General features: G+C 64.3%; 13 protein-coding genes, 1 pseudogene and 1 riboswitch. Of the genes and pseudogenes, 5 read left to right on the forward strand and 9 right to left on the reverse strand.

The features are described 5' to 3' along the window. Positions 1-41: 41 nt before the first annotated feature. Positions 42-157: riboswitch (TPP riboswitch) on the reverse strand. A 243-nt stretch (positions 158-400) separates the two neighbouring features. From CKW22_RS19065 to CKW22_RS19080, 4 genes are all read left to right on the forward strand, one after another. Further along, on the forward strand, positions 401-3,793 hold the full coding sequence (locus tag CKW22_RS19065; protein WP_033697779.1) for an Ig-like domain-containing protein: 3,393 nt from the start codon (positions 401-403) through the stop codon (positions 3,791-3,793). Positions 3,794-3,853: 60 nt separating this feature from the next. Next, positions 3,854-4,840, forward strand: coding sequence for an SCO family protein (locus CKW22_RS19070; protein WP_095064761.1), 987 nt, complete (start codon positions 3,854-3,856; stop codon positions 4,838-4,840). Positions 4,841-4,920: 80 nt separating this feature from the next. Further along, positions 4,921-7,290 carry a bifunctional diguanylate cyclase/phosphodiesterase gene (locus tag CKW22_RS19075; protein ID WP_095064763.1) on the forward strand — a complete coding sequence of 790 codons (2,370 nt, stop codon included), beginning with the start codon at positions 4,921-4,923 and terminating at the stop codon, positions 7,288-7,290. Between the two features lie 34 nt (positions 7,291-7,324). After that, positions 7,325-8,305 carry a site-specific integrase gene (locus tag CKW22_RS19080; protein WP_084213366.1) on the forward strand — a complete coding sequence of 327 codons (981 nt, stop codon included), beginning with the start codon at positions 7,325-7,327 and terminating at the stop codon, positions 8,303-8,305. Here CKW22_RS19080 and CKW22_RS28185 read toward each other — a convergent pair. Next, the gene (locus CKW22_RS28185) at positions 8,295-9,404 is read right to left on the reverse strand and encodes an SMP-30/gluconolactonase/LRE family protein (protein WP_337993469.1); all 1,110 of its coding nucleotides are present in this window, start codon (positions 9,402-9,404) and stop codon (positions 8,295-8,297) included. The genes CKW22_RS19080 and CKW22_RS28185 overlap by 11 nt on opposite strands. Beyond that, positions 9,378-10,019 (reverse strand): annotated as a pseudogene (locus tag CKW22_RS28190) (SDR family NAD(P)-dependent oxidoreductase); the annotation flags it as partial. The gene CKW22_RS28185 and the pseudogene CKW22_RS28190, both read right to left, overlap by 27 nt. Before the next feature lie 197 nt (positions 10,020-10,216). On the opposite strand from CKW22_RS28190, the gene CKW22_RS19090 reads away from it, so the two are divergent. Then, entirely contained in the window at positions 10,217-11,158 is a 942-nt protein-coding gene (locus CKW22_RS19090) for a LysR family transcriptional regulator (RefSeq protein ID WP_095064767.1), read from the forward strand. 2 nt (positions 11,159-11,160) lie between these two features. Here the strand turns inward: CKW22_RS19090 and asnB are convergent, their stop codons facing one another. Genes asnB through CKW22_RS19125 form a run of 7 tightly spaced genes read right to left on the reverse strand, consistent with a single transcriptional unit; the run spans position 11,161 to position 19,097 of the window. Continuing rightward, the gene (gene asnB / locus CKW22_RS19095; protein WP_095064769.1) at positions 11,161-12,996 is read right to left on the reverse strand and encodes an asparagine synthase (glutamine-hydrolyzing); all 1,836 of its coding nucleotides are present in this window, start codon (positions 12,994-12,996) and stop codon (positions 11,161-11,163) included. Positions 12,997-13,006: 10 nt separating this feature from the next. Further along, entirely contained in the window at positions 13,007-14,392 is a 1,386-nt protein-coding gene (locus tag CKW22_RS19100; RefSeq protein ID WP_095064771.1) for an amidase, read from the reverse strand. Next, positions 14,379-15,374: an AMP-binding protein gene (locus tag CKW22_RS19105; protein ID WP_033697764.1), complete on the reverse strand. Its 996-nt coding sequence runs from the start codon at positions 15,372-15,374 to the stop codon at positions 14,379-14,381. Before CKW22_RS19105 ends, CKW22_RS19100 begins: the two co-directional genes overlap by 14 nt. Continuing rightward, positions 15,371-15,655, reverse strand: a complete 285-nt coding sequence (locus CKW22_RS19110; protein ID WP_033697761.1) for an acyl carrier protein — start codon at positions 15,653-15,655, stop codon at positions 15,371-15,373. Before CKW22_RS19110 ends, CKW22_RS19105 begins: the two co-directional genes overlap by 4 nt. Then, positions 15,652-16,059, reverse strand: coding sequence for a hypothetical protein (locus CKW22_RS19115; protein WP_033697759.1), 408 nt, complete (start codon positions 16,057-16,059; stop codon positions 15,652-15,654). The genes CKW22_RS19110 and CKW22_RS19115 overlap by 4 nt, the downstream gene beginning before the upstream one ends. A gap of 9 nt (positions 16,060-16,068) precedes the next feature. Next, complete coding sequence (locus CKW22_RS19120) at positions 16,069-17,784, reverse strand: prenyltransferase/squalene oxidase repeat-containing protein (protein WP_095064773.1); 1,716 nt, start codon at positions 17,782-17,784, stop codon at positions 16,069-16,071. Continuing rightward, positions 17,781-19,097, reverse strand: coding sequence for an AMP-binding protein (locus CKW22_RS19125; protein WP_033697755.1), 1,317 nt, complete (start codon positions 19,095-19,097; stop codon positions 17,781-17,783). The genes CKW22_RS19120 and CKW22_RS19125 overlap by 4 nt, the downstream gene beginning before the upstream one ends. Between the last annotated feature and the right edge of the window lie 167 nt (positions 19,098-19,264).

Here is a 19,264-nt window from a genome sequence, read left to right on the forward strand (position 1 = left end):
CAGCTGGCATGGACTGGCCTCGCAGTGAGGCCGGCAAAAAGGCAGGTCGCAAGTCCCATCCCTTCGCCGGCATGATCCGGATCAGGTTCGAAGGGTCACCGCGCTAAAGCATTCAGCGGTTTCTCAGCCCGTTGCCGGGGCTCCCCTTGGTGGCGCACAGGTATACAGCAGGTACGAAGGTGCTGTCACTACCCAAACAGTGGGCATGGGTACCCCGCTTGTGGGGACTTATACCCATTTTTTGACACCTCATTATTTAGCGCGACTCAGGCGCCGCAAGGATTTGTTTAACAAAGCATTACCGAAACATCTGTTGGCACAGCCGTTGCTCAGGCCCCTAAACCAGGCAAAACGCCATTGATGGCTCCAAGCCATTTAGCCGCGAGCGAGGCACAGGGCAATGAAAACACCTGCCGTGATCCACCCAACCAGGCACGCCTTCAGGCTGTCTTCCGTCACCGTGCTGATGCTCGGCCTTGGGCTGATCCCGGCCATCGCCTCCTCCCTCGATGACGTCAGCCAGCCCCCGCCGACCGACCCGTCGGCTTACTCCAATCAGCCGGCCGACCCGAACCCGGCGTTACTCAATTTGTATACCCTGCCGGAAGCCAACGAAGGCTCACTGGAACTTACCGACGGTGCCTACGGCGACCGCACCACCGTGCGCAAGGACAACGTGCTGCCGCCCGCCCTGCAAACCTCCGAAAAATACCCTACCAACGGTAAACCGAGCCCACTGTTCGGTGCGCAGCCGTTCACCCAGCAACTGCTGCTGTTCGAAGAGTTCGGCCCCGAGAAGCTCGACCCAAGCATCCCAGTACCGAGCCTGACGTTCCCGGTGCCCACCCTCGGCGCTGCACCTGCGCAAGACCCCAACATCGTCGCCCGCAGCGGCCCTAGTGGCACGGCGCTGGAGGCGTTTCTAAAGCAACCTGGCCTGTACCCTTTCCCGACCCAATACGCCAACGTGCTCGACCGCAACCCCTGGAAGGCGCAGATCGAAATGTTCCTCAACCGCCAACCGGTCGGTTCGCCGGCTGAGGGCCGGCCACCAGGAAAAGGCTGGTCCCATCAGCGCTGGAACGAGTTCTACCCCCAGGCTGCATTCAAGACCGCCCAGGCCGGTGCACGCATCAACCTCGGGCTGCGCGACCGCAAGCAATTGCACAACTATGCGGCCGGCGAGTTCGCGCCGGGCGGGCTGTACTACCAGACCTCGGACATCCCTACCACGCTGGGCACCACCAAGGGCATCGACACCCGTTTTCACCCAAGCATGCCCCTGCAGAACCACAAATCGCTGTGGTCGTTCGATGGCACCTTCCCGCCCAAGCTGCTGATGGTGCGGTATGGCCAGCCGATCCTGATGCGCCACTACAACGCCCTGCCGATCGACCCTTCGGCCAACGGTGGCTTTGGCCTGCACACCCTCTCGACCCACGAGCATAACGGCCACTCACCGGCCGAGAGCGATGGCTTTGCCAATGCCTACTTTTTCCCCGGCCAGTACTACGACTACCGTTGGCCGGTCCAGTTGGCTGGCTACGACACGATCAATACCCGTGCCCAGGACCCGCGTGCAGCGTTCCCTTGCTCACCTGGCGAAACCTTGTTTGTGAATGATGCGTCGCCTGGCCTGAAGACCTGCGAAAACGGCAGCATCAAGATTCGTGGCGACTGGCGCGAAACCATGAGTAGCCACTGGTTCCACGACCACATGATGGATTTCACGGCGCAGAACGTCTACAAAGGCAACGCCGCGATGATGAACTATTACAGCGCCCTGGACCGCGGCAACGAGGCCCTGCAGGACGGCGTCAACCTGCGCTTGCCCAGTGGTTCGGGCATGCCCTGGGGCAACCGCGACTATGACGTCAACCTGGTGATCGCCGACAAGGCCTGGGATGCCAACGGCCAGTTGTGGTTCAACCCGTTCAACACCGACGGCTTCCTCGGCGACCAGATCCTGGTCAACTGGCAGTACCAGCCAAAGCTTAAAGTGCGGGCGCGCAGCTACCGTTTCCGCCTGCTCAACGGCTCGGTTTCGCGCTACTTCAAGTTCGCTGTGGTGCGTGAAATCGCCGGCACCAGCGGCGAATTCAAGGGGCCGACCGGTTCCAACCTGTCGTATGCCCGCGTGCCGTTCCACATGATCGCCAACGACGGCAACATCATGGAACACGCCGTGCCGTTCGACGGCACCCTGGACCTCAATGGCGACGGCGACCTCAAGGACAACAACGGCATCCTGCCGGTGCAAGGCATTGCCGAGCGTTACGACATCATCATCAACTTCGCCAAGAACGGCATCAAGGCCGGCGACAAGCTGTACTTCATCAACCTGATGGAGCACCAGTCCGGCAAGGGCCCGAACATGGCCATCGCGCTGGCGGACGTGCTGTCGGAGAAATACAAGGCTGTCATCAAGCAGACCAGCAAGGGCCCGCAATGGGACAATGGCGACCCGGTGGTGGGCAAGTTCCTGCAGTTGCTGGTCCAGCCCTACAGTGGCCAGGACCTGAGTATGGACCCAGTTGCCTATGAACCGGCCAAGCCGGGCAAGGCTGCAGGCCTGAAAATGGTTCCGTTGACCCTCGACCGCAACGCCGTTGCCGACCAGGCCAAACTCAAGGATGCTCGCCACCGCGAATTCCTTTTTGGCCGTTCGGATGGTACTGACACTCAGCCCTGGACCATCAAGACCGATGGTGGCTTCGGCTACAGCATGGACCCACGGCGCATCAATGCCGCCCCTCAGTTGGCCAGCCAAGCCACACCCGCCGGTTTCAGCGGCGATGGCACCCTGGAGGTTTGGAAGATCAAGAATGGCGGTAATGGTTGGAGCCACCCAGTCCACGTTCACTTCGAGGAAGGCATCGTGCTCAGCCGCGACGGCAAGGCACCGCCAGAATGGGAGAAATGGGCACGCAAGGACGTCTACCGCATCGGCTCGGAAACCGACTCCTCGGAAGAACTGGATGTGGCAATCCGCTTCCGTGAGTTCGCCGGGACCTACATGGAGCACTGCCACAACACCCAGCATGAGGATTCGTCCATGCTGCTGCGCTGGGACCTGGAACACCCTGGCCAATTCCAGGTGATGCCAACCCCGTTGCCGGGTTGGGACGGCGTAGAATACGTCGCCTCCGTTGGCCTGCCGACCTTCCGCACGGCTGCCCATGACGATGATGACGATGTCAACAAGCCACCGGTTGCGGTCAGCGACAGTGCAGCCACCACAGCAGGCAAGGCACTTACGCTGAGTGTGCTGGCCAACGACACCGACCCCGAGCGCAATCTGCCCTTGACCATCATTGGCTTGAGCCAGCCGGACTCTGGCCAGGGTACCACCAGTACCAATGGCACCACGGTGACTTACACACCACCGGCCACTGTCGCCACGCCGTTCACTGCCAGCTTCACCTACTCGGCACGTGATACCAAAGGTGCCGAGTCGGTGGTCCCGGCCACGGTCAGCGTTGCAGTAAGCCCCGCAGCACCCGTCGACGTTATCCAGGTCAGCAGTGCCTCGGTGCAATTGCGCAGCGGCAACCGTTACACCTGGGAGCTGATAGGGACGACCTCGATCGCCACCGGCAACAGCATCAATGTGTCGGTGGCAACCACCAACGGCCCGCTGAACCTGGGCGCGGCCACGCTGACCGCAGCCACCACCGGTGCCCGTTGGCGGGTGTCGGTCACCACCACCGGCTACGGCCCGGCAACGCCCGCAACGGCGACCGTGAAATCGACGCTGGGGCAAAGCGTGACGGTGCCGATCAGTTACAAGTAATCGCTTGGCGAAACGGGGCTGCTGCGCAGCCCCACTGGCTCACCTTCCGAGGCGTGCATCATGACCGGCTCATGGCGTGTTCTGCTCGTGCTGTCGCTGTTCGCTGCCAGTGTCCCGTTCTGGCCCGTACAGCCCCAGCAAGCCCATACCAACGAAGCTGCTACGCCCTGGGGCGCCGACTACTTCCCCAATACCCCCCTGCTCACTCAGGATGGCGAAAAGGTCCGCTTCTTCGACGACCTGGTTAAGGACAAGGTCGTCGCCATCAACTTCATCTTCACCGGCTGCTCCGATTCCTGCCCGGTTGAAACCGCCCGCCTGCGCCAGGTGCAGAAGATCCTCGGCGACCGCGTAGGCAAGGATATATTCCTCTACTCCATCAGCATCGACCCCTACAACGACACCCCCGCCACCCTCAAACGCTACGCCGAAAAATTCGCCATCGGCCCCGGGTGGACCTTGCTCACCGGCGAGCCCGACGACATCGAGCAATTGCGCAGAAGCCTGGGCCTGTACATAGAGGGCCTGGAAAACGGCCGCTCCAAAGACCACAACCTGAGCTTGATCATCGGCAACCAGGCCACCGGCCGCTGGATGAAAGCCTCGCCCTTCGAAAGCCCCTATATCCTCGCCGACCGCCTGGGCAACAGCCTGCACAACTGGAAACAAGCCAGCGCCATGGCCAACGACTATGCCCAGGCGCCGGAAGTGCGCTCGCCCAGCAGTGGCGAGCAGATCTTCCGTACCCGCTGCTCCTCCTGCCACACCTTGGGCAACACCGAGCCCGGTATGCAACAGGGCATCGGCCCCGACTTGCTGGGGGTAACCCGCCAACGCGATGCCAGCTGGTTGAGCCGTTGGCTGAAAGCGCCTGACCAGATGCTTGCACAGAAAGACCCGCTGGCCATGCTGCTGTATGAGCAGTACAACCGCCTGGCGATGCCCAACCTGCGCCTGGGCGATGCCGAGGTCAGCGCGTTGATGGCCTATATGGAAGAAGAAACCACGCGCCTGCAGACGCCTTTGGCGGATACGGCAAAACCTTAGAAGCAATTGGCCATCAGTCATTAGCCTGTCATCTTGCTGTCGTATTTTGCCGGCATCACCCTGGGTCGGGACCCTCCGCCGTGATTCGCCGCTCGCTCTCTTCTGCAAGCCTTCTGCGCCTGTTGGTACTGATGCTGTGTGCAGCCACCCTGGCCTTTCTCTGGGGGCTGCACGTTTCGCAGAAGGCCGCCGCACGCCAGGATGCACTGTCGGCCAAGGCTGCCGAACACCTGAACCTGGCCAGCATTGTCGCGCAGAGCCTGCGCCAGCTGGTCGACCGGGCCCAGGCCGTGGGCCGCGTCACCCAGGGCGACATGAAGGCGCTGCGCCAGGGCAACGCCAACCTGGCGCGGCTGCTCGCCGAAGACCCGGTGTTCAAACGCATGAGCCTGTACGACCGGCAGGGTCGGCTGGTGTCGGCCAGCCATGCCGACGAGGCCGCGACACTGCCTGAAGACTGGCTGCGCCAGTTGCAGTTGCACGTGGCCCGCTATGGCTTCAAACCCTTCCTGCCCAGCGCCGAAGCACCCGGCATCAACGCCATGCCTAGCTGGCGCCTGCCGTTCATAATGCCGCTGACCGCCCTGCCTGGCCGTGAAATCGACAGCATCCTCGTGGTGCAACTGGACATCGGCTACCTGGCGGTACTGTTCCAGCACATCGACCTGGGCAGCACGGGCCTGATGCGCCTGCTGCAGGACGATGGCCAGGAACGCCTGCGCATCGACGCCAGTGGCGTGCTGATGGCCGCAGACAACCTCGAGCCCGGGCTGCCACAAGCGGGGCCAGACGCCGGGGCGCTGACCCAGTACTCACCCGGTGGCGCCTACCAGAGCCTGTACCGGCGGGTTGCCGAACGCGGCTTCAGCGTGGTGGTCAGCCAGCGCTACGAAGCGATTCTTGCGCCCTCGACGCAGGCCTACGCCCGCCAGTTCTGGCTGAACCTCAGCATGACCCTGATGATTCTCGCCAGCCTGGCCTGGACCTTGCGCCTGCTGCGCAAACGCCAGGAAGCGTTCAGTGCCCTGGAGCATGCGCAACAGGTCAACCAGCAACTGATCGAGCGGCTCGAGGAGGCCCACCGGCGCAGCAGCCATGCCGCCGCCACCGATCACCTCAGCGGCCTGCACAACCGCCGCCAGTTCGTCGAGGTGGCGGGGTTTGCGCTGACCCGACAACGGGGCCAGCGCCGGCTGATGGCGATCCTGTTCATCGACATGGACCGTTTCAAGTCGATCAACGATTCACTCGGTCACAAGATCGGCGACCTGCTGCTGCAAGCCGTGGCCGGGCGTATTCAGCGCCTGCTGGAGCCCGGCGACGAGGCCTCGCGCTTTGGCGGTGACGAGTTCGTGGTGCTGCTAGCCGGGCAGCGCAGCGAAGAGCAGATCAACGCCTGGGTACGCGAACTGGTGCAGAAACTCTCGGCCACCTATGCCCTGGATGGCCAGGAGGTCAACACCAGCCCCAGTGTCGGTGTCAGCATCTGCCCACGCGATGGCCAGGAGATCGACAGCCTGATCCGCTGCGCCGATGCCGCCATGTACTCGGCCAAGCAGGCCGGGCGTGCCCAGTACCGCTTCTTCGACCCCTCGCTGAACCTGATCGATATCCATGCCTTCACCCTCGAACAGGCCTTTGGCGCAGCCCTGGCCGAGCACCAGTTCGTCCTGCACTACCAGCCGCAGATCCGCCTCGATACCCACCAGGTGCTGGGCTACGAGGCTCTGGTGCGTTGGGACCACCCTGAATTCGGCCTGCTCTACCCGGACCGCTTCATCGACCTGGCCGAGCGCAGCGGCTTCATCATCGAGCTCGGCTGGGAGGTGCTGCGCCTGGCCTGCGAGGCACTGGCGCGCTGGCACGCCCAGGGCCGTGAAGCACGCCTGGCGGTCAACGTCTCGGCGCTGCAACTGCGCCAGGCAGACTTCAGCACGCGGCTGCTAAGCCAGTTGCAGGGGTACGGAATTGCCGCGCAACGGCTGGAGCTGGAGATCACCGAAACCACCATCCTCGACCCCGAGGGCACTGCAGTCGGCCACTTGCACCGCCTGCGCGACGCGGGCCTGGGCATCAGCCTGGACGATTTCGGGCGCGGTTATGCGGGCTTTGCCCACCTGCATTCGCTGCCGTTGAGCAAGTTGAAGATCGACCGCTCGCTGATTGCGCCGCTGTCCAACAGCCACGACGACAGCCCGATCGTCTCCTCCACCATCATCCTGGCCAAGCGCCTGGGCCTGGAGGTGGTAGCCGAGGGCGTGGAAACCCGCGAGCAAGTGGTGTGCCTGAAGCTCGCCGGTTGCGACATCGCTCAGGGGTATCACTTCAGCCGCCCGCTGTCGCCGGCGCAACTGCTCGACTACCCGCCCTTCAACGGCATCGAGGACTTGGTGGCAGCGGGTTCACCCGCGTATACGCTCGAAACCAGTGCCATGGGCCACAGCGGCTAAGTGTGCCAGGACATACCCGCCGATTCGGTTTATCGTGTCACCACTGAATACCGGCTACCGCACCATGACCGACATCGAGCGCTACGTCCGCGCCGCCACCCGCGACAACACGCGGCGCAGCTACCAGGCTGCCATCGACCATTTCGAGACCCAATGGGGCGGCTTTCTGCCGGCCACTGCCGAGGCGGTAGCCCGCTACCTGGCCGACCACGCCGGACAGCACGCCGTGAGCACACTGCGCCAACGCCTTGCGGCCCTTAGCCAATGGCATATCAGCCAGGGCTTCCCTGACCCGACCAAGGCACCGCTGGTGCGCCAGGTGCTACGCGGTATCCGCACCCTGCACCCGACCCCTCCGAAGCAGGCCGCACCGCTGTTGCTGCAGCACCTGCAAACGGCGGTGCAGTGCTTCGAGGACGAAGCTCGCCAGGCACTCGAAAACCATGACCTGACCGCGCTGCGCCGCGCACGTCGCGATGCCGCGTTGCTGTTGCTGGGGTTCTGGCGAGGGTTTCGCGGTGATGAGCTGGCCCGGCTGCGCATCGAACATATCCAGGCCGAGGCGGGTGTCGGCATCACGCTGTTCCTGCCGCGCAGCAAGGGCGACCGGGAAGCGCTTGGCGTGCAGCACCGCACACCGGCACTCAAGGCGCTGTGCCCGGTCACCGCCTACCTGCAATGGCTGGAAGTGGCCGGCATCGCGCATGGCCCGGTGTTTCGCAAGCTCGACCGCTGGGGCAACCTCGGCGACGCGCCGCTCAACAGCAACAGCCTGGTCGGCCTGCTCAGGCGCATGCTGGAGCGTGCCGGGGTGCCGGCGGCGTTGTACACCGGCCACTCCCTGCGCCGCGGTTTCGCCACCTGGGCCACGGCCAATGGTTGGGAGCTGAAGGCGTTGATGAGCTACGTGGGCTGGAAAGACGCCAAGTCGGCGCTGCGCTACATCGATGCAGCGCAGCGCTTTGGCGAGCTGGCCGTGTTACCGGCCAGCCGGGTGCATCAGCTCACTCCTTGAAGGCGTGGCGGTGGATGCCAGCGATCTCCGGGCGAATGGCGTAGAGGTCGCCGGCATCCGGATAGTGCCGCAGTTCAACCGCGTTCATGCCGAAACGCGCCGTGGTGATGTACAAGGTGGCCATGCCTTCGCCGCCAAAGCAGCAACTGGTCGGGCGTGGCACCGGCATCACCACCTGGTCGGTCAGGTGGCCGTTACGGTCGTAACGCAACAGGCAACTGCCATTGAACTGGCAAACCCACAGCCCGCCCTCACGGTCCAGCGCAATGCCATCCGGGCGGCCCAGCTCGGCGGGGGTTTCGGCGAACAGCACGACTTCGGCCAGGCGGCCTTCCGGCAGATATTCGGCGCGGTAGATGGAACGGGCGACCGAGTCGACGAAGTACACGGTGTGCCCATCTTCCGACCAGGCCAGGCCATTGGGCAGTGCCATGCCGTCGTGGATCACCTCGTCGCTCAGCTGTGCCTCGAAACGGAACAAGGCACCGGTATTGCCGCTGGGCGCTTCGTCCATCAGGCCGCTGACAAAACGCCCCTGGGGGTCGCAGGCGCCATCGTTGAAGCGGTAGGTTGAACGCGGATGGACCGGCACGGAACACTGCCGCACCTTGCGCGCGTTCACGTCAAGAATGGCGACGCTGGAGTCTTCGGTGAAGATCAGGTTGCCCTTGTCGGTCAACGCCAGGGCACCAATGCGCGCCGCCGATTCATACAGGCTCTCGACCTCACCATCCGGGTTCAGCCGATTGATGCGCCCACCGGAGATGTCGACGAAGTACAGCGCGCCGCTGTGCGCGTCCCAGACCGGGCTTTCGCCCAGGTCGGCACGGGTGTTGGCGACCTTGACCGGCACATAGTGGCATTCCTTGATACGGCTCCAGCGTTCGGCCACTTCCTTGAGGTTGCCCGCCTGCACCCGCGCCAGGTCGCGCGGGTAGCTGACGCCGCTGTTCTCGGTGAAACGGGTGGCGGTGAACTGCCCGTTGCTGGCACGCAGGATGTACCCCGTGTCACGGCACAGTGAACTGGCCAGGTACAACACCCCCGGCGTGACCCATTCGGGCTTGAGCTCTTCCGGTGCGTCGGTCACGCCCCACATGCGGGTCTTGGCCACGGGCGAGATGGCATTGACCAGAATGCCGTGCGCCTGCCCTTCCATGCTCAACGCGTTCATGATGCCGACCTGGGCCATCTTGCCGGCCGAGTAGGCCACCAGGCCGGGCTGCGAATAGCGCTGGTACATGGCGCGGTCCGAGGTGGTCAGCACCACACGCGGCGCCGCCGAGTGCTTGAGGTACTTCCAGGCATGCTTGGCCAGCCACACCGGGGCGTGCACGCTGATGCCCAGCGCACGCTGAAGAAAGCCCTCTTCCTGCGCCTCGATCCCCTGGTAATCGACCCAACCGGCATTGTGAATGAGGATGTCCAGCGCACCGAAATGCTCGATGGCCAGCTCGATCAACTGCTGGCATTCACGTTCGTCTTCCAGTTGCCCGGCATGGGCGACCACGTTGCAGCCCTTGGCCTGCAGGGCCTCGAGCGCCTGGTCCAGTGCTGACGGGTCTTGCCCTTGGCCAGCGCGGTCAGTCCCCAGGTCGCTGATCACCACCCGGGCGCCACGCTCGGCCAGCGCCATGGCATAGGCCAGGCCCAGCCCTTGGGCGGCACCGGTAATGATGGCAACTTTATTATTGAAAGGGTCTGTCATGGGCATTGCGGGGCACCTTCAGATTCTCCTTTTTTACGATAACAATAAAAAAATCAATGACTTAATATTAAAAGCATGCAACTTTGATATCTCAGGGATATCACCGGGCTTTGTCACTCGGGTGCCACGCACTATGATGGCCGCCTTGCAGGGGCGGCCCGGCCGCCTTCCGGGCACCCTGCATGTCGATGAAGGAACGTAGAATGATCGAAACACGTTTGCTCAGGCAGTTCATTGCCGTGGCCGAGGAACTGCACTTCCACAAGGCTGCCATCCGCCTGCACATGGCGCAGCCGCCCCTGAGCCAAGCGATCAACCGCCTTGAAGAAAAGCTCGGCTTCAGCCTGTTCCTGCGCAACAAGCGTGGGGTCAAGCTGACCGCCGCCGGCATGGCCTTCCTGGAAACCGCCTACCGCACGCTCAAGGAACTGGAGCAAGGCATCGAGTACGCGCGCAATGTTTCCGAAGGCATCTGCGGCAAGCTGACCATCACGGCCATTTCCATCGCGTACTACGAGTCGCTGCTCACCACCTTGCGCAGGTTCCGCGAGGTCTACCCGAATGTGCGCCTGACCATCCGGGAGATGCCCTCAGCCTCCCAGGCCAAGGCCTTGTTGGCCGGCGAAGCCGACATCGGCTTCATGCGTAAACTGCCGATGCCGCCCGACATCATCGCATCGCGGCTGTTGCTGAACGAGCAGATCATCATGGCCCTGCCGGCCAGCCACGCCAAAGCGCAGCAGCCCCTGGTCGACCTGCGCGACTTCGCCGAAGAGGACTTCGTGTTCACCCCGCAAGCCCTGGGCAGTGGCTACCACAGCCAGTTGATCGCCCTGTGCGAGTCGGCCGGTTTCTACCCCAAGGTTGTCCAGGAAGCGGCGCAGATCCATACCTTGATCGGCCTGGTGGCCTGTGGTTTCGGCGTGGCCCTGGTGCCCGAGTCGATCGCCTACTCCACGCTGCGCGACCGTGTGCAGTTCCGGCCGATACGCCCGATCAAGGACCAGCCGACCCCGACCATGGGCCTGTACATGAACTGGAACACTCAGAACGCCTCGCCTGCCTTGGGCAGCTTCATCGCCATGCTCGACCAGGGCGCGCCGAAGCGCTTCAGCGACACCCTGAAGAGCCCTTTGATCCTGTAGCCCTACAGCGTCAGGCGATACTCCTGCAGCCAGGTATCCAGCGCCAAGGCGGTCTCCAGGTTGTTGCGCCGCAGCTGCGAGTTGAAGTAGCCCTCGGGCTGGCGCAACTCGGCGGCCAGCTGGCCACGGTCGATGACCTGAAACACCGGCTGGCCTGGCGCATTCAGCAACTGCCCGATGCGCCCCCGCAGGAAGCGTTCATAGGCCAGGTTGGCCGACGTCGGGTACGGGCTCTTGCGCCGCTGCAAGACCGCAGGCGGCACCAGGCCGGCGCTGGCTTGCTTGAGCAACCATTTTTCCTCGCCATCCTTGCCCTTGATCGACCACGGCACGTTGTACACGTACTCCACCAAGGTGTGGTCCGTGAACGGCACCCGCACTTCGAGGCTGGCGGCCATGCTCAGGCGGTCCTTGCGGTCGAGCAGAATCGGCAGCCAACGCTGCAGGTGCATGTGGCAGATCTCGCGCATGCGCCGCTCCAGCGGGCTGTCACCCGGCAGGTGCTCGACGCTGTCCATGGCCTGGTGATAGCAGCTGTCCTGATAGCCGGCAAAGTCGCAGGTACGGTTGAACTCCGGGTTGATCAGCCCAGGCTGCAGCAGTTGCATGCGCGACAACCAAGGGAAGCGCGCTGCCGCCACGGCCTGCGGATCGCGGAACCAGGCATAGCCGCCAAATACCTCGTCTGCCGCCTCACCGGATATTGCCACCGTAGAGTGCGCGCGGATGGCCTTGAACAGCAGGTACAGCGAGGTATCCACGTCGCCGAAGGTTGCCGCGCTGTCATTGGCGCGGTACACCGCCAGACGCGCTGCGTCCGCTACCAGCTCGCGGTTGTCGATCAGGATGGTCTGGTGCTGGCTGCCGATGTACTGCGCGGCAGCCAGGGCGTAAGGTTGATCGCGCTCCGGGCGAAACGCGTCGCTCTGAAACTGTTCGGCCTGGCCGACGAAATCCACCGAGAACGAGTTCACCGCCCCGCCCTGCTCCGCCTGAAGCCGTTGTTGCGCCATGGCGGTGAGCAGGGTCGAGTCCAGGCCACCGGACAGCAGCGAGCAGACCGGCACATCGGCGTGCAGCTGCTCGCCCAGCGCGTTGTCGAGCAGCTCGCGGGTGCGCTCGACCGTGGTCGCCAGGTCGTCCTCGTGCGCTCGGCGTTGCAGTTGCCAATAGCGGCTGATTCTGACCTGCCCCTGGGGCCGCAAGGACAACCGATGCCCGGGCGGCAGTTCGCTGACCCCGCGCAACGCCGTGCGGGTGGTACCCCGGCTCAGGCTCAGGGCATCCACCAGGCCGACCGCGTCCAGGGCACTGGCGAAGTCGGGGTGCGCCAGCACCGCCTTGATCTCCGAGCCGAACAGCAGCCCCTGCTGGTGGCGGGCGTAGTACAGCGGCTTGACCCCCAGGCGATCACGTACCAGCAGGAAATGGCCATCGCGCCCGTCGAACACGGCAAAGGCGAACATGCCATTGAGGTAGTCGCAGCACTGCTCGCCCCACTCCAGGTAAGCGTGCAGCACCACTTCGGTGTCGCTGCGCGTCTGAAAGGTGTGCCCGGCCTGGCGCAGGCGCTCGCGCAGGGCATTGTGGTTATAGACCTCGCCGGTATACACCAGCGCCACTTCCTCACCACTGGCGAAGCGGTAGGTCATCGGCTGCACGCCACCGCTCAGGTCGATGATCGCCAGGCGCCGGTGGCCCAGCAAGGCATGCCGGTGCTGCCAGCTGCCGCTGGCATCTGGCCCGCGCAGGGCCAGGGTGTCGGTCATGGCGCCGAGCATCTGGCGCTGTTGACTCAGGTCGCGGGTGTAGTCCACCCAGCCGGTAATTCCGCACATGGCTCGCTCCTTACACCTGAAGACGGCGGGTAGGCAGCAGGCCGATCAACGCCTGCAGCCGTTTGGCGATGTCCAGCAACTGCTGCTCGCTGTCGCGTCGGCCCATGATCTGGATGGCCAACGGCGCCTTGCCGTCGGCACTGAGGGCAACCGGCACGGTGATGGCTGGCAGGCCGCTGAAACTGGCCAGTGGGGTGAAGCCGATCTTCTGCGGGTAATCGTGATCGTGGGGTGACGGAATGGTCGAGTCACCCGGTTGCGGGTTGCGCCGGTCGAATGGCCGGTTCGGGTCCATCGGAAAGACCACGAAGTCCACCTGGGCGCTGTCGAACCAGGCATCGATGCCCGCGCGCACGGCGTCCATGCGCCCATGAATGCGCTGATAATCGCTGTCGCTCACCCCTTCACCGACCTTGAGCGCACTGAGGGTCGACCAGTGCAGTTCGCTGTCGAAGCGGCGTGCCCAGGCGGCCGAGGCCAGCCAGGCGTCACGCGCACACAGCTGCCAGGCATCGCCACGGCAGGCCCACAGTTCCGGCATGGCGACGTCGCGCGGCGTCATGCCCAGGTCGGCAAAGGCGGTTCGGGCCTGGCCCAGCATGTCGAGCATGGGCGCGCTGGTCAGTGCCGGGTCCAGGGCGTGCGCCAACAGGCCAACTCGGTAGTGCGGCTTGAGCGGTTGCTGATCCCCCAGCAGCGGTGCCAGGCCCAGCCATGGCAGTAGCAAGTCGAGGTCGTCGGCACTGCGGGTGACCCAACCGAGGGCGTCCATGCGTGGCGACAGTGGGAGTACCCCGGCTAGGCTGGCGGCCTTCTGGGTCATGCGCAAGCCGACCATGCCGCAGTGCGATGCCGGCCAGCGCACCGAACCGAGTACATCGGTACCCAACGAAATATCGCACAGGCCCGCCGCCACGGAGACCGCAGACCCTGTACTGGACCCTGACGGATCGATGCTCGGGTAGTGCGGGTTGCGGCAGCCTGCGCCGAACGCAATGTTCAACTCGGTGGTCGCCACCTTGCTGGTCAGCACGATGCGCGAATCGAGGCAGGTCAGCGCCTTGGCGCTGCGCTGCGGGTAGTGACGGTAGCTGCGCAGCCCCAGACGGGTCGGCAGGCCGGCGACATCCACGGTGTCCTTGACCCCCAGCCGAAACCACGGTGCCTCGGCTGGGCGGGTGCTGGTCAGGCACCGATAGTGGCTGTCGGCATGGTCGCGCCAGGCGTCGTACTGCGCGGCCCAGTCAGCCGCCAGCGCGGGGCTGCGCTGCAGCAGTTCGAGGCGCTTGCGCAGGCTGAGGCCAAGGTATTCGGGTTGCTCGCGGCCACTGTCCAGCGGCGCACCGCAGTGGTTCAGGTAATGGGCGATGGTGTTCTGGGTATCAGCGTGGCTCATGGGTGTATTCCTTGACAGAAGTTGCGGCCGCCCACGGCTGGGGCTTGCCGGTGGCAGACAGAGGCAGATGGGCGACCCGGCGCACGGCGACCGGTCGCGGGTGGTGCGCTGGCCAGTGTGTGAACGCTTCACGCACTGCCCGCTCGGTCAACGTTGCCGAGCTGAACAGCACTTCAAACGCCTCGGCGCGCAGCGCATCGCGCACCGCCACGCAGGCCAGGGTCGGGCAGTGCAGTTGCTGGCTCAGCTCGCTGGCCACACGTGCCAGGTCGAGCCGTACCCCGTTGACCTTGATCAGGCTGCTGGCACGGCCCAGCCATTGAAAGCGTCGGGCGTCCAACGCCAGCACCAAGTCATCGCAACGGTGACGGCTGGCCGGTGCCGCAGCCCCCTGCTCCCGGGCGATACGCGGGCTGCTGACTTCCAGCGGGCTCGGCGCGCCGATCGGGCTGAGCAACGTGACGTCGCCCAACAGCGTCCAGGGTTGCTCCGCGTTGCTTTGCGCATCCAGCTCGCGAACGGCCATGGCGCCGGTTTCGGTGGCGCCCAGCAGTTCGATGAAGCGCACCTGCGGCCCGGCAAGGCGCTGGACGATGGCCAAGGCGTCGGGGGGCAGCAGCGAAGCGCTGTGCACCACCAGCACCGAGCGCCGTGCCGACAGGCGCGCCAACAGGGTGGGCAACAGCCGCCAGGTACTGGCAATGGCGAGGATCACACAAGGCCCGTCGCCATCGAGTTGCGGCAATACCTGCTGCTCCAGGGAGCAGGCTTGCAGCCGCGCGTTCAGCCATTGCGCGCCGACCTCGCCCAGGATCATGCCGTAGCTGTGCGTGCTCGGCGCAAATGACAGGACCTCGGTCGCGCCAGCCGCCCAGTGGCCGAGTATCAAGGCCGCCTCCTGGGTCATCTGCGCGTGGCTGCGCAGCCACTGGCGGGGCACACCGGTAGAGCCCGATGTGGTGAACAAATGGTCGCTGCTCATTCAGCGGCCTGCAGGGTCAATTGATCTTCAAGCTTCTGGGCGACGAACGTTTCCATCTTCTCCAAGGTTTCAAACCAGTAGCGGACATCGTCACTCAGGTAATCCACTTCGATTTCAAAACAGCCTTCAATGGCGGTAATGACTTCGACGGCCATCAGGCTGTCGAAACGCTCGCCAATGAAGTCGCGAAAACTATCCTGTTTCTCGATGGCAAGGACTTCGTCGCCCAGTAACTGCGCCAATGCCTGACGAATACGCTGTTCAATAGATAAGTTGCTCACGGGCCTGTTGTTCCTTGTGGGTTGCCGGCATTGATAAGTTCCGCTCCCGTGCTGTAGAACACCTGTTCCGGCAGGATCGGGTCGAACTGCAGATAGACAAAAGCATCCGGGTAGTGCGTGGCTAGGCAGCGGTGCAGGCCCTCAGCCAATACCGCGTGGGCTATTGCATCGCGCGCCACCGACAAGGTGATGCGCAGGTAGAACTGCAAGGCGGCGCCGTCACCGTCCACGGTAGGCAACGGCATGCCCGCGCCGAACACGCAGCCAGGCGTCAGCGGGTTGAAAAACACCATGCAGTGCGCAGGCTCGGCACCCAGCGCCTTGAGCTGGCGCGTGAAGGCCAGGGCCAGGCGCTTGCGTTCAATGGCCTGCAGCGGCGCGCAGGTAACAGTGATGGTCGGCATGCCTGCTCCTCACGACAGCTGCAAGTTGGGCAGGTGCAGACACTTGCCGTCGGCAAACGCCTGCAACAGGCGCCCCAGGCAGCCCGACAACGCGTCGTGCCCCTGCAGGTAGAGCGGCGACCAGGCATACCCCGGGCCGCTGCGCACCTTGTCGAGGAAGAAGCGCAGGTGCGCCAGGTCGACCGGCAACCCCAGCGCTGCGGCCAACGCCACGGCCTGGTAGGTGCTGAGCAGATCAGGGATGCGCTGCCCCTGGTTGGCGAAGCCGCCCCGGCGCACCTTGTGCGCGGCCAGCAGGTCGCTTGCCTGCGCGCGAACATCCCGGCCAACATGGCGCAGGCAGATCAATGCCTGCAGGCTGGCGCGCAAAGAGACCTGCCCACGCGGGTACGCGGCATGGCGGCCCTGCTGGCAGCAGCTGGCGACAAAGGCTTCGAGCTCGACAAGGTCGACACCGGCGTTGTTACCCAGTTGCTGCAGAATCGCCACCGCCGATGCAGTGGACACCAGGTCAGAACCACGCCCCTCCCAGAAACCGAAGCCACCGTCGGGGTTCTGCAGCGAGGCCAGCCAGTGTCCGACTGCCTTGCGTGCGTCGGGGCGGTCAGCGAAGGCACCGGCGGCCAGGCCCCAATTGGTGCAACGCACTTCGGCCCCACGCCCCGGCATGTACATGATCCCGGGCTCGTTCGGCATCTGGCAGCCCTCGATCCAGCGCAGCGCATCCGCCCGCTGTGCATCCGTCATCTGTCCACCGATCACTGCGGCCGCCGTGGTCAGCACATCAGCCGCAGCGTCGACCTGCCGATAGGTGTAACCACCCTGAGGCAACGCCAGGGTCGCGATGAAGCTTGCGATGGCATCTGCCAGGTGTGCGACCGGCTCACCCAGCGCCTTGAGCGAGCCCACCGCACAAAAGGCGGCCCAGACATCTTCGACGTCATAGCCCTGCCAGCGCACGAAGGCGCCGCTCGGGCCACGCAGCGCCTCGATCCAGGCGACGCACTCGCCGGGCCCCAGCGGCTGCGCCTGTAATGCTGCGAGGCTGGCCGTGGCGCGGTAGGTCGCCCACAGGCAAGGCCGTTCGGCGGCTTCGCTGAAGCGAAAGCCACCGTCGTCCATCTGTTGCGCCTGCAACCAGCCTATCAACCGCGGCACGTCCCAGGCCGGCGCTGGCAGCCCTTGCCGAGCCAGCGCGCGCGCAGCCATCACGCCATAGAAGCAGGCACGGGTATCGGCCAGGTTGCGCCGGGCAAAGTCCGCCGACCAGCTCAGGCCGCCATTGCTGCACTGCAGCCCTTCCAGCCAGGCATACAAGGCATCGGGGTCGGCCACGCGGCCATCGCAAACCTCGACCAAGGTGCGCACCGCATAGTGGGTGGCCCAGACGTCTGCGGTCTGCCCCGGGCACATGGCGTAGGCGTCACCGTCGAACAGGGTATGCAGCCATTCGGCGGTCTGGGTGCCTTGCTCGATGGCAATGCCCAAGTCTTTGAGCGTTTCGCAGCAATAGAACGTGGCCCAGGCGTCGGACGGCATGCCTTTGCTCCAGGCGAAGCCAGCGTCACGGTTGCGGCGGGACTGAATGTAGGTGTGCAGGCTGGCCGTATCGACGCTGTCGAGGCGCTCGACCCAGGCCAGGCTGCGCACGGCGGCGTAGGTGCACCACAGGTCAGGCTGGCCATTGCCCAGGCCGCGCCCTTGCGCAAAGCGTGGTGCGGTCATTGCTTGCCCCCCACGAAGCGCAGGTTGGTCTTCTTCCAGCTTTTTTGCGAGCCACCACTTTTGTTGATGGCCGACAGGTTGTTGACGAACAGCACGCGGCTCCAGCGCAGGCCCATCAGCTGTTGGGAGCGCTCCAGCAGTTGCGCTTGCAGTTGGCTTTCCTGCGCGTTGTCCCAGTGCACGTCGCGCTCCAGGATCAGGGCGGCGCTGTCGTTCTGGCGGTCGATCTCGATCACGTAGCCGGTGGCGTCACAGGTGCCGTAGACCACCTCTTCGACCGCGCGAATCTCAAGGCTGACACCCGCAATCATGATGCTGTCACTGTCGCGGCCATTGATCAGCAAGCTGGGGCTGAGCTGCCCGGGCTGCCACGGCGCGGTGATGGTCACGCTGTCGCCGGTGTCCAGCCGCAGCAACGGGCGGGCATACAGGTTCAGTGGGGTGACCACGAGGCGCCCGGTAAGGCCCTCGGCGGGCGTCACCAGCCTGCCGTCGGGCAACAGCAGTTCGAAGTAGTGGGTGGCTGTGGCCAGGCGCATCTGCTGGTCTTCGCCCACGGCGGCCAAGGTGCCGGTTTCGGTGCTGCCATAGCTGGCGTCGAACACCTCGCACTGCCAGCCACGGGCCAGACGTTCACGAAACGGCTGAGTGTTGACCTCGCCCAGCAGCATGATCGAGCGCACCGACTGGGCGAAGGTGTGCAACAGGTCCCGCTGCTTGAGGTAGCGGGTCAGCTGTACCAGCACGCCGGGGGCGATGAACAGCACCGTTGGCCGGTAGGTGTCGAAGGTGTTGCACACCCGCTCCCAGTCGGTGATGCCGGTGGTGAACGGATACAGCCGCACATGGGAAACATCCAGGTATTCGCAGACATTGGCGATCAGGTCGCCGACCGGGACGATGTCCGATGGCATCAGGTTGGCCACCCGTGCTCCCGGGCGCAGCACCGAGCGCCAGTGGGCGGCGACGCTGACAGCATTCCAGATGATGTCTTGTTTCAGGCGCGGGGTCGGGGTCGGCTCGCCCGTGGTGCCGGTAGTGGCGTAGTACTTGGCCGCATCGCCCAGGGCCACGGTACAGAACGCCAATGGTTGACGTTTAAGCAAGGCCTTGGCCGTCAGCGGTAATTGCTGAAACGCCGAAAAACGGTAGGGGCCTATCTCTGCGTAGTGGGCGCTGTGCTGTGCTCGCATCCAGGCTGCTTGCAACTTTCGCTCATAAAACCCGGCATCGGGGATATGCCCGACCTGCTGTTGAAGTTCGCGCTCGGCGTTCTTCAATACTTCGAAATCCTTATCGCCATGAACCAACATCGACTCGCCCTCTCAAATGTGCAGCGCAGAGAATTGGCGAGCGACAGGGGGTTAGTAAAATACTTATTTCTCGGCGACGGTGAGAGTTGCCAGGTATTAATCGGCCTAAATAGGGGCTTTTACGCTCGCTGTATGTAGTACTTTTCTGGCAAAAGCACCCGATTCGG

Source organism: Pseudomonas sp. Irchel s3f19, from assembly GCF_900187555.1.
Lineage (GTDB): Bacteria > Pseudomonadota > Gammaproteobacteria > Pseudomonadales > Pseudomonadaceae > Aquipseudomonas > Aquipseudomonas capeferrum.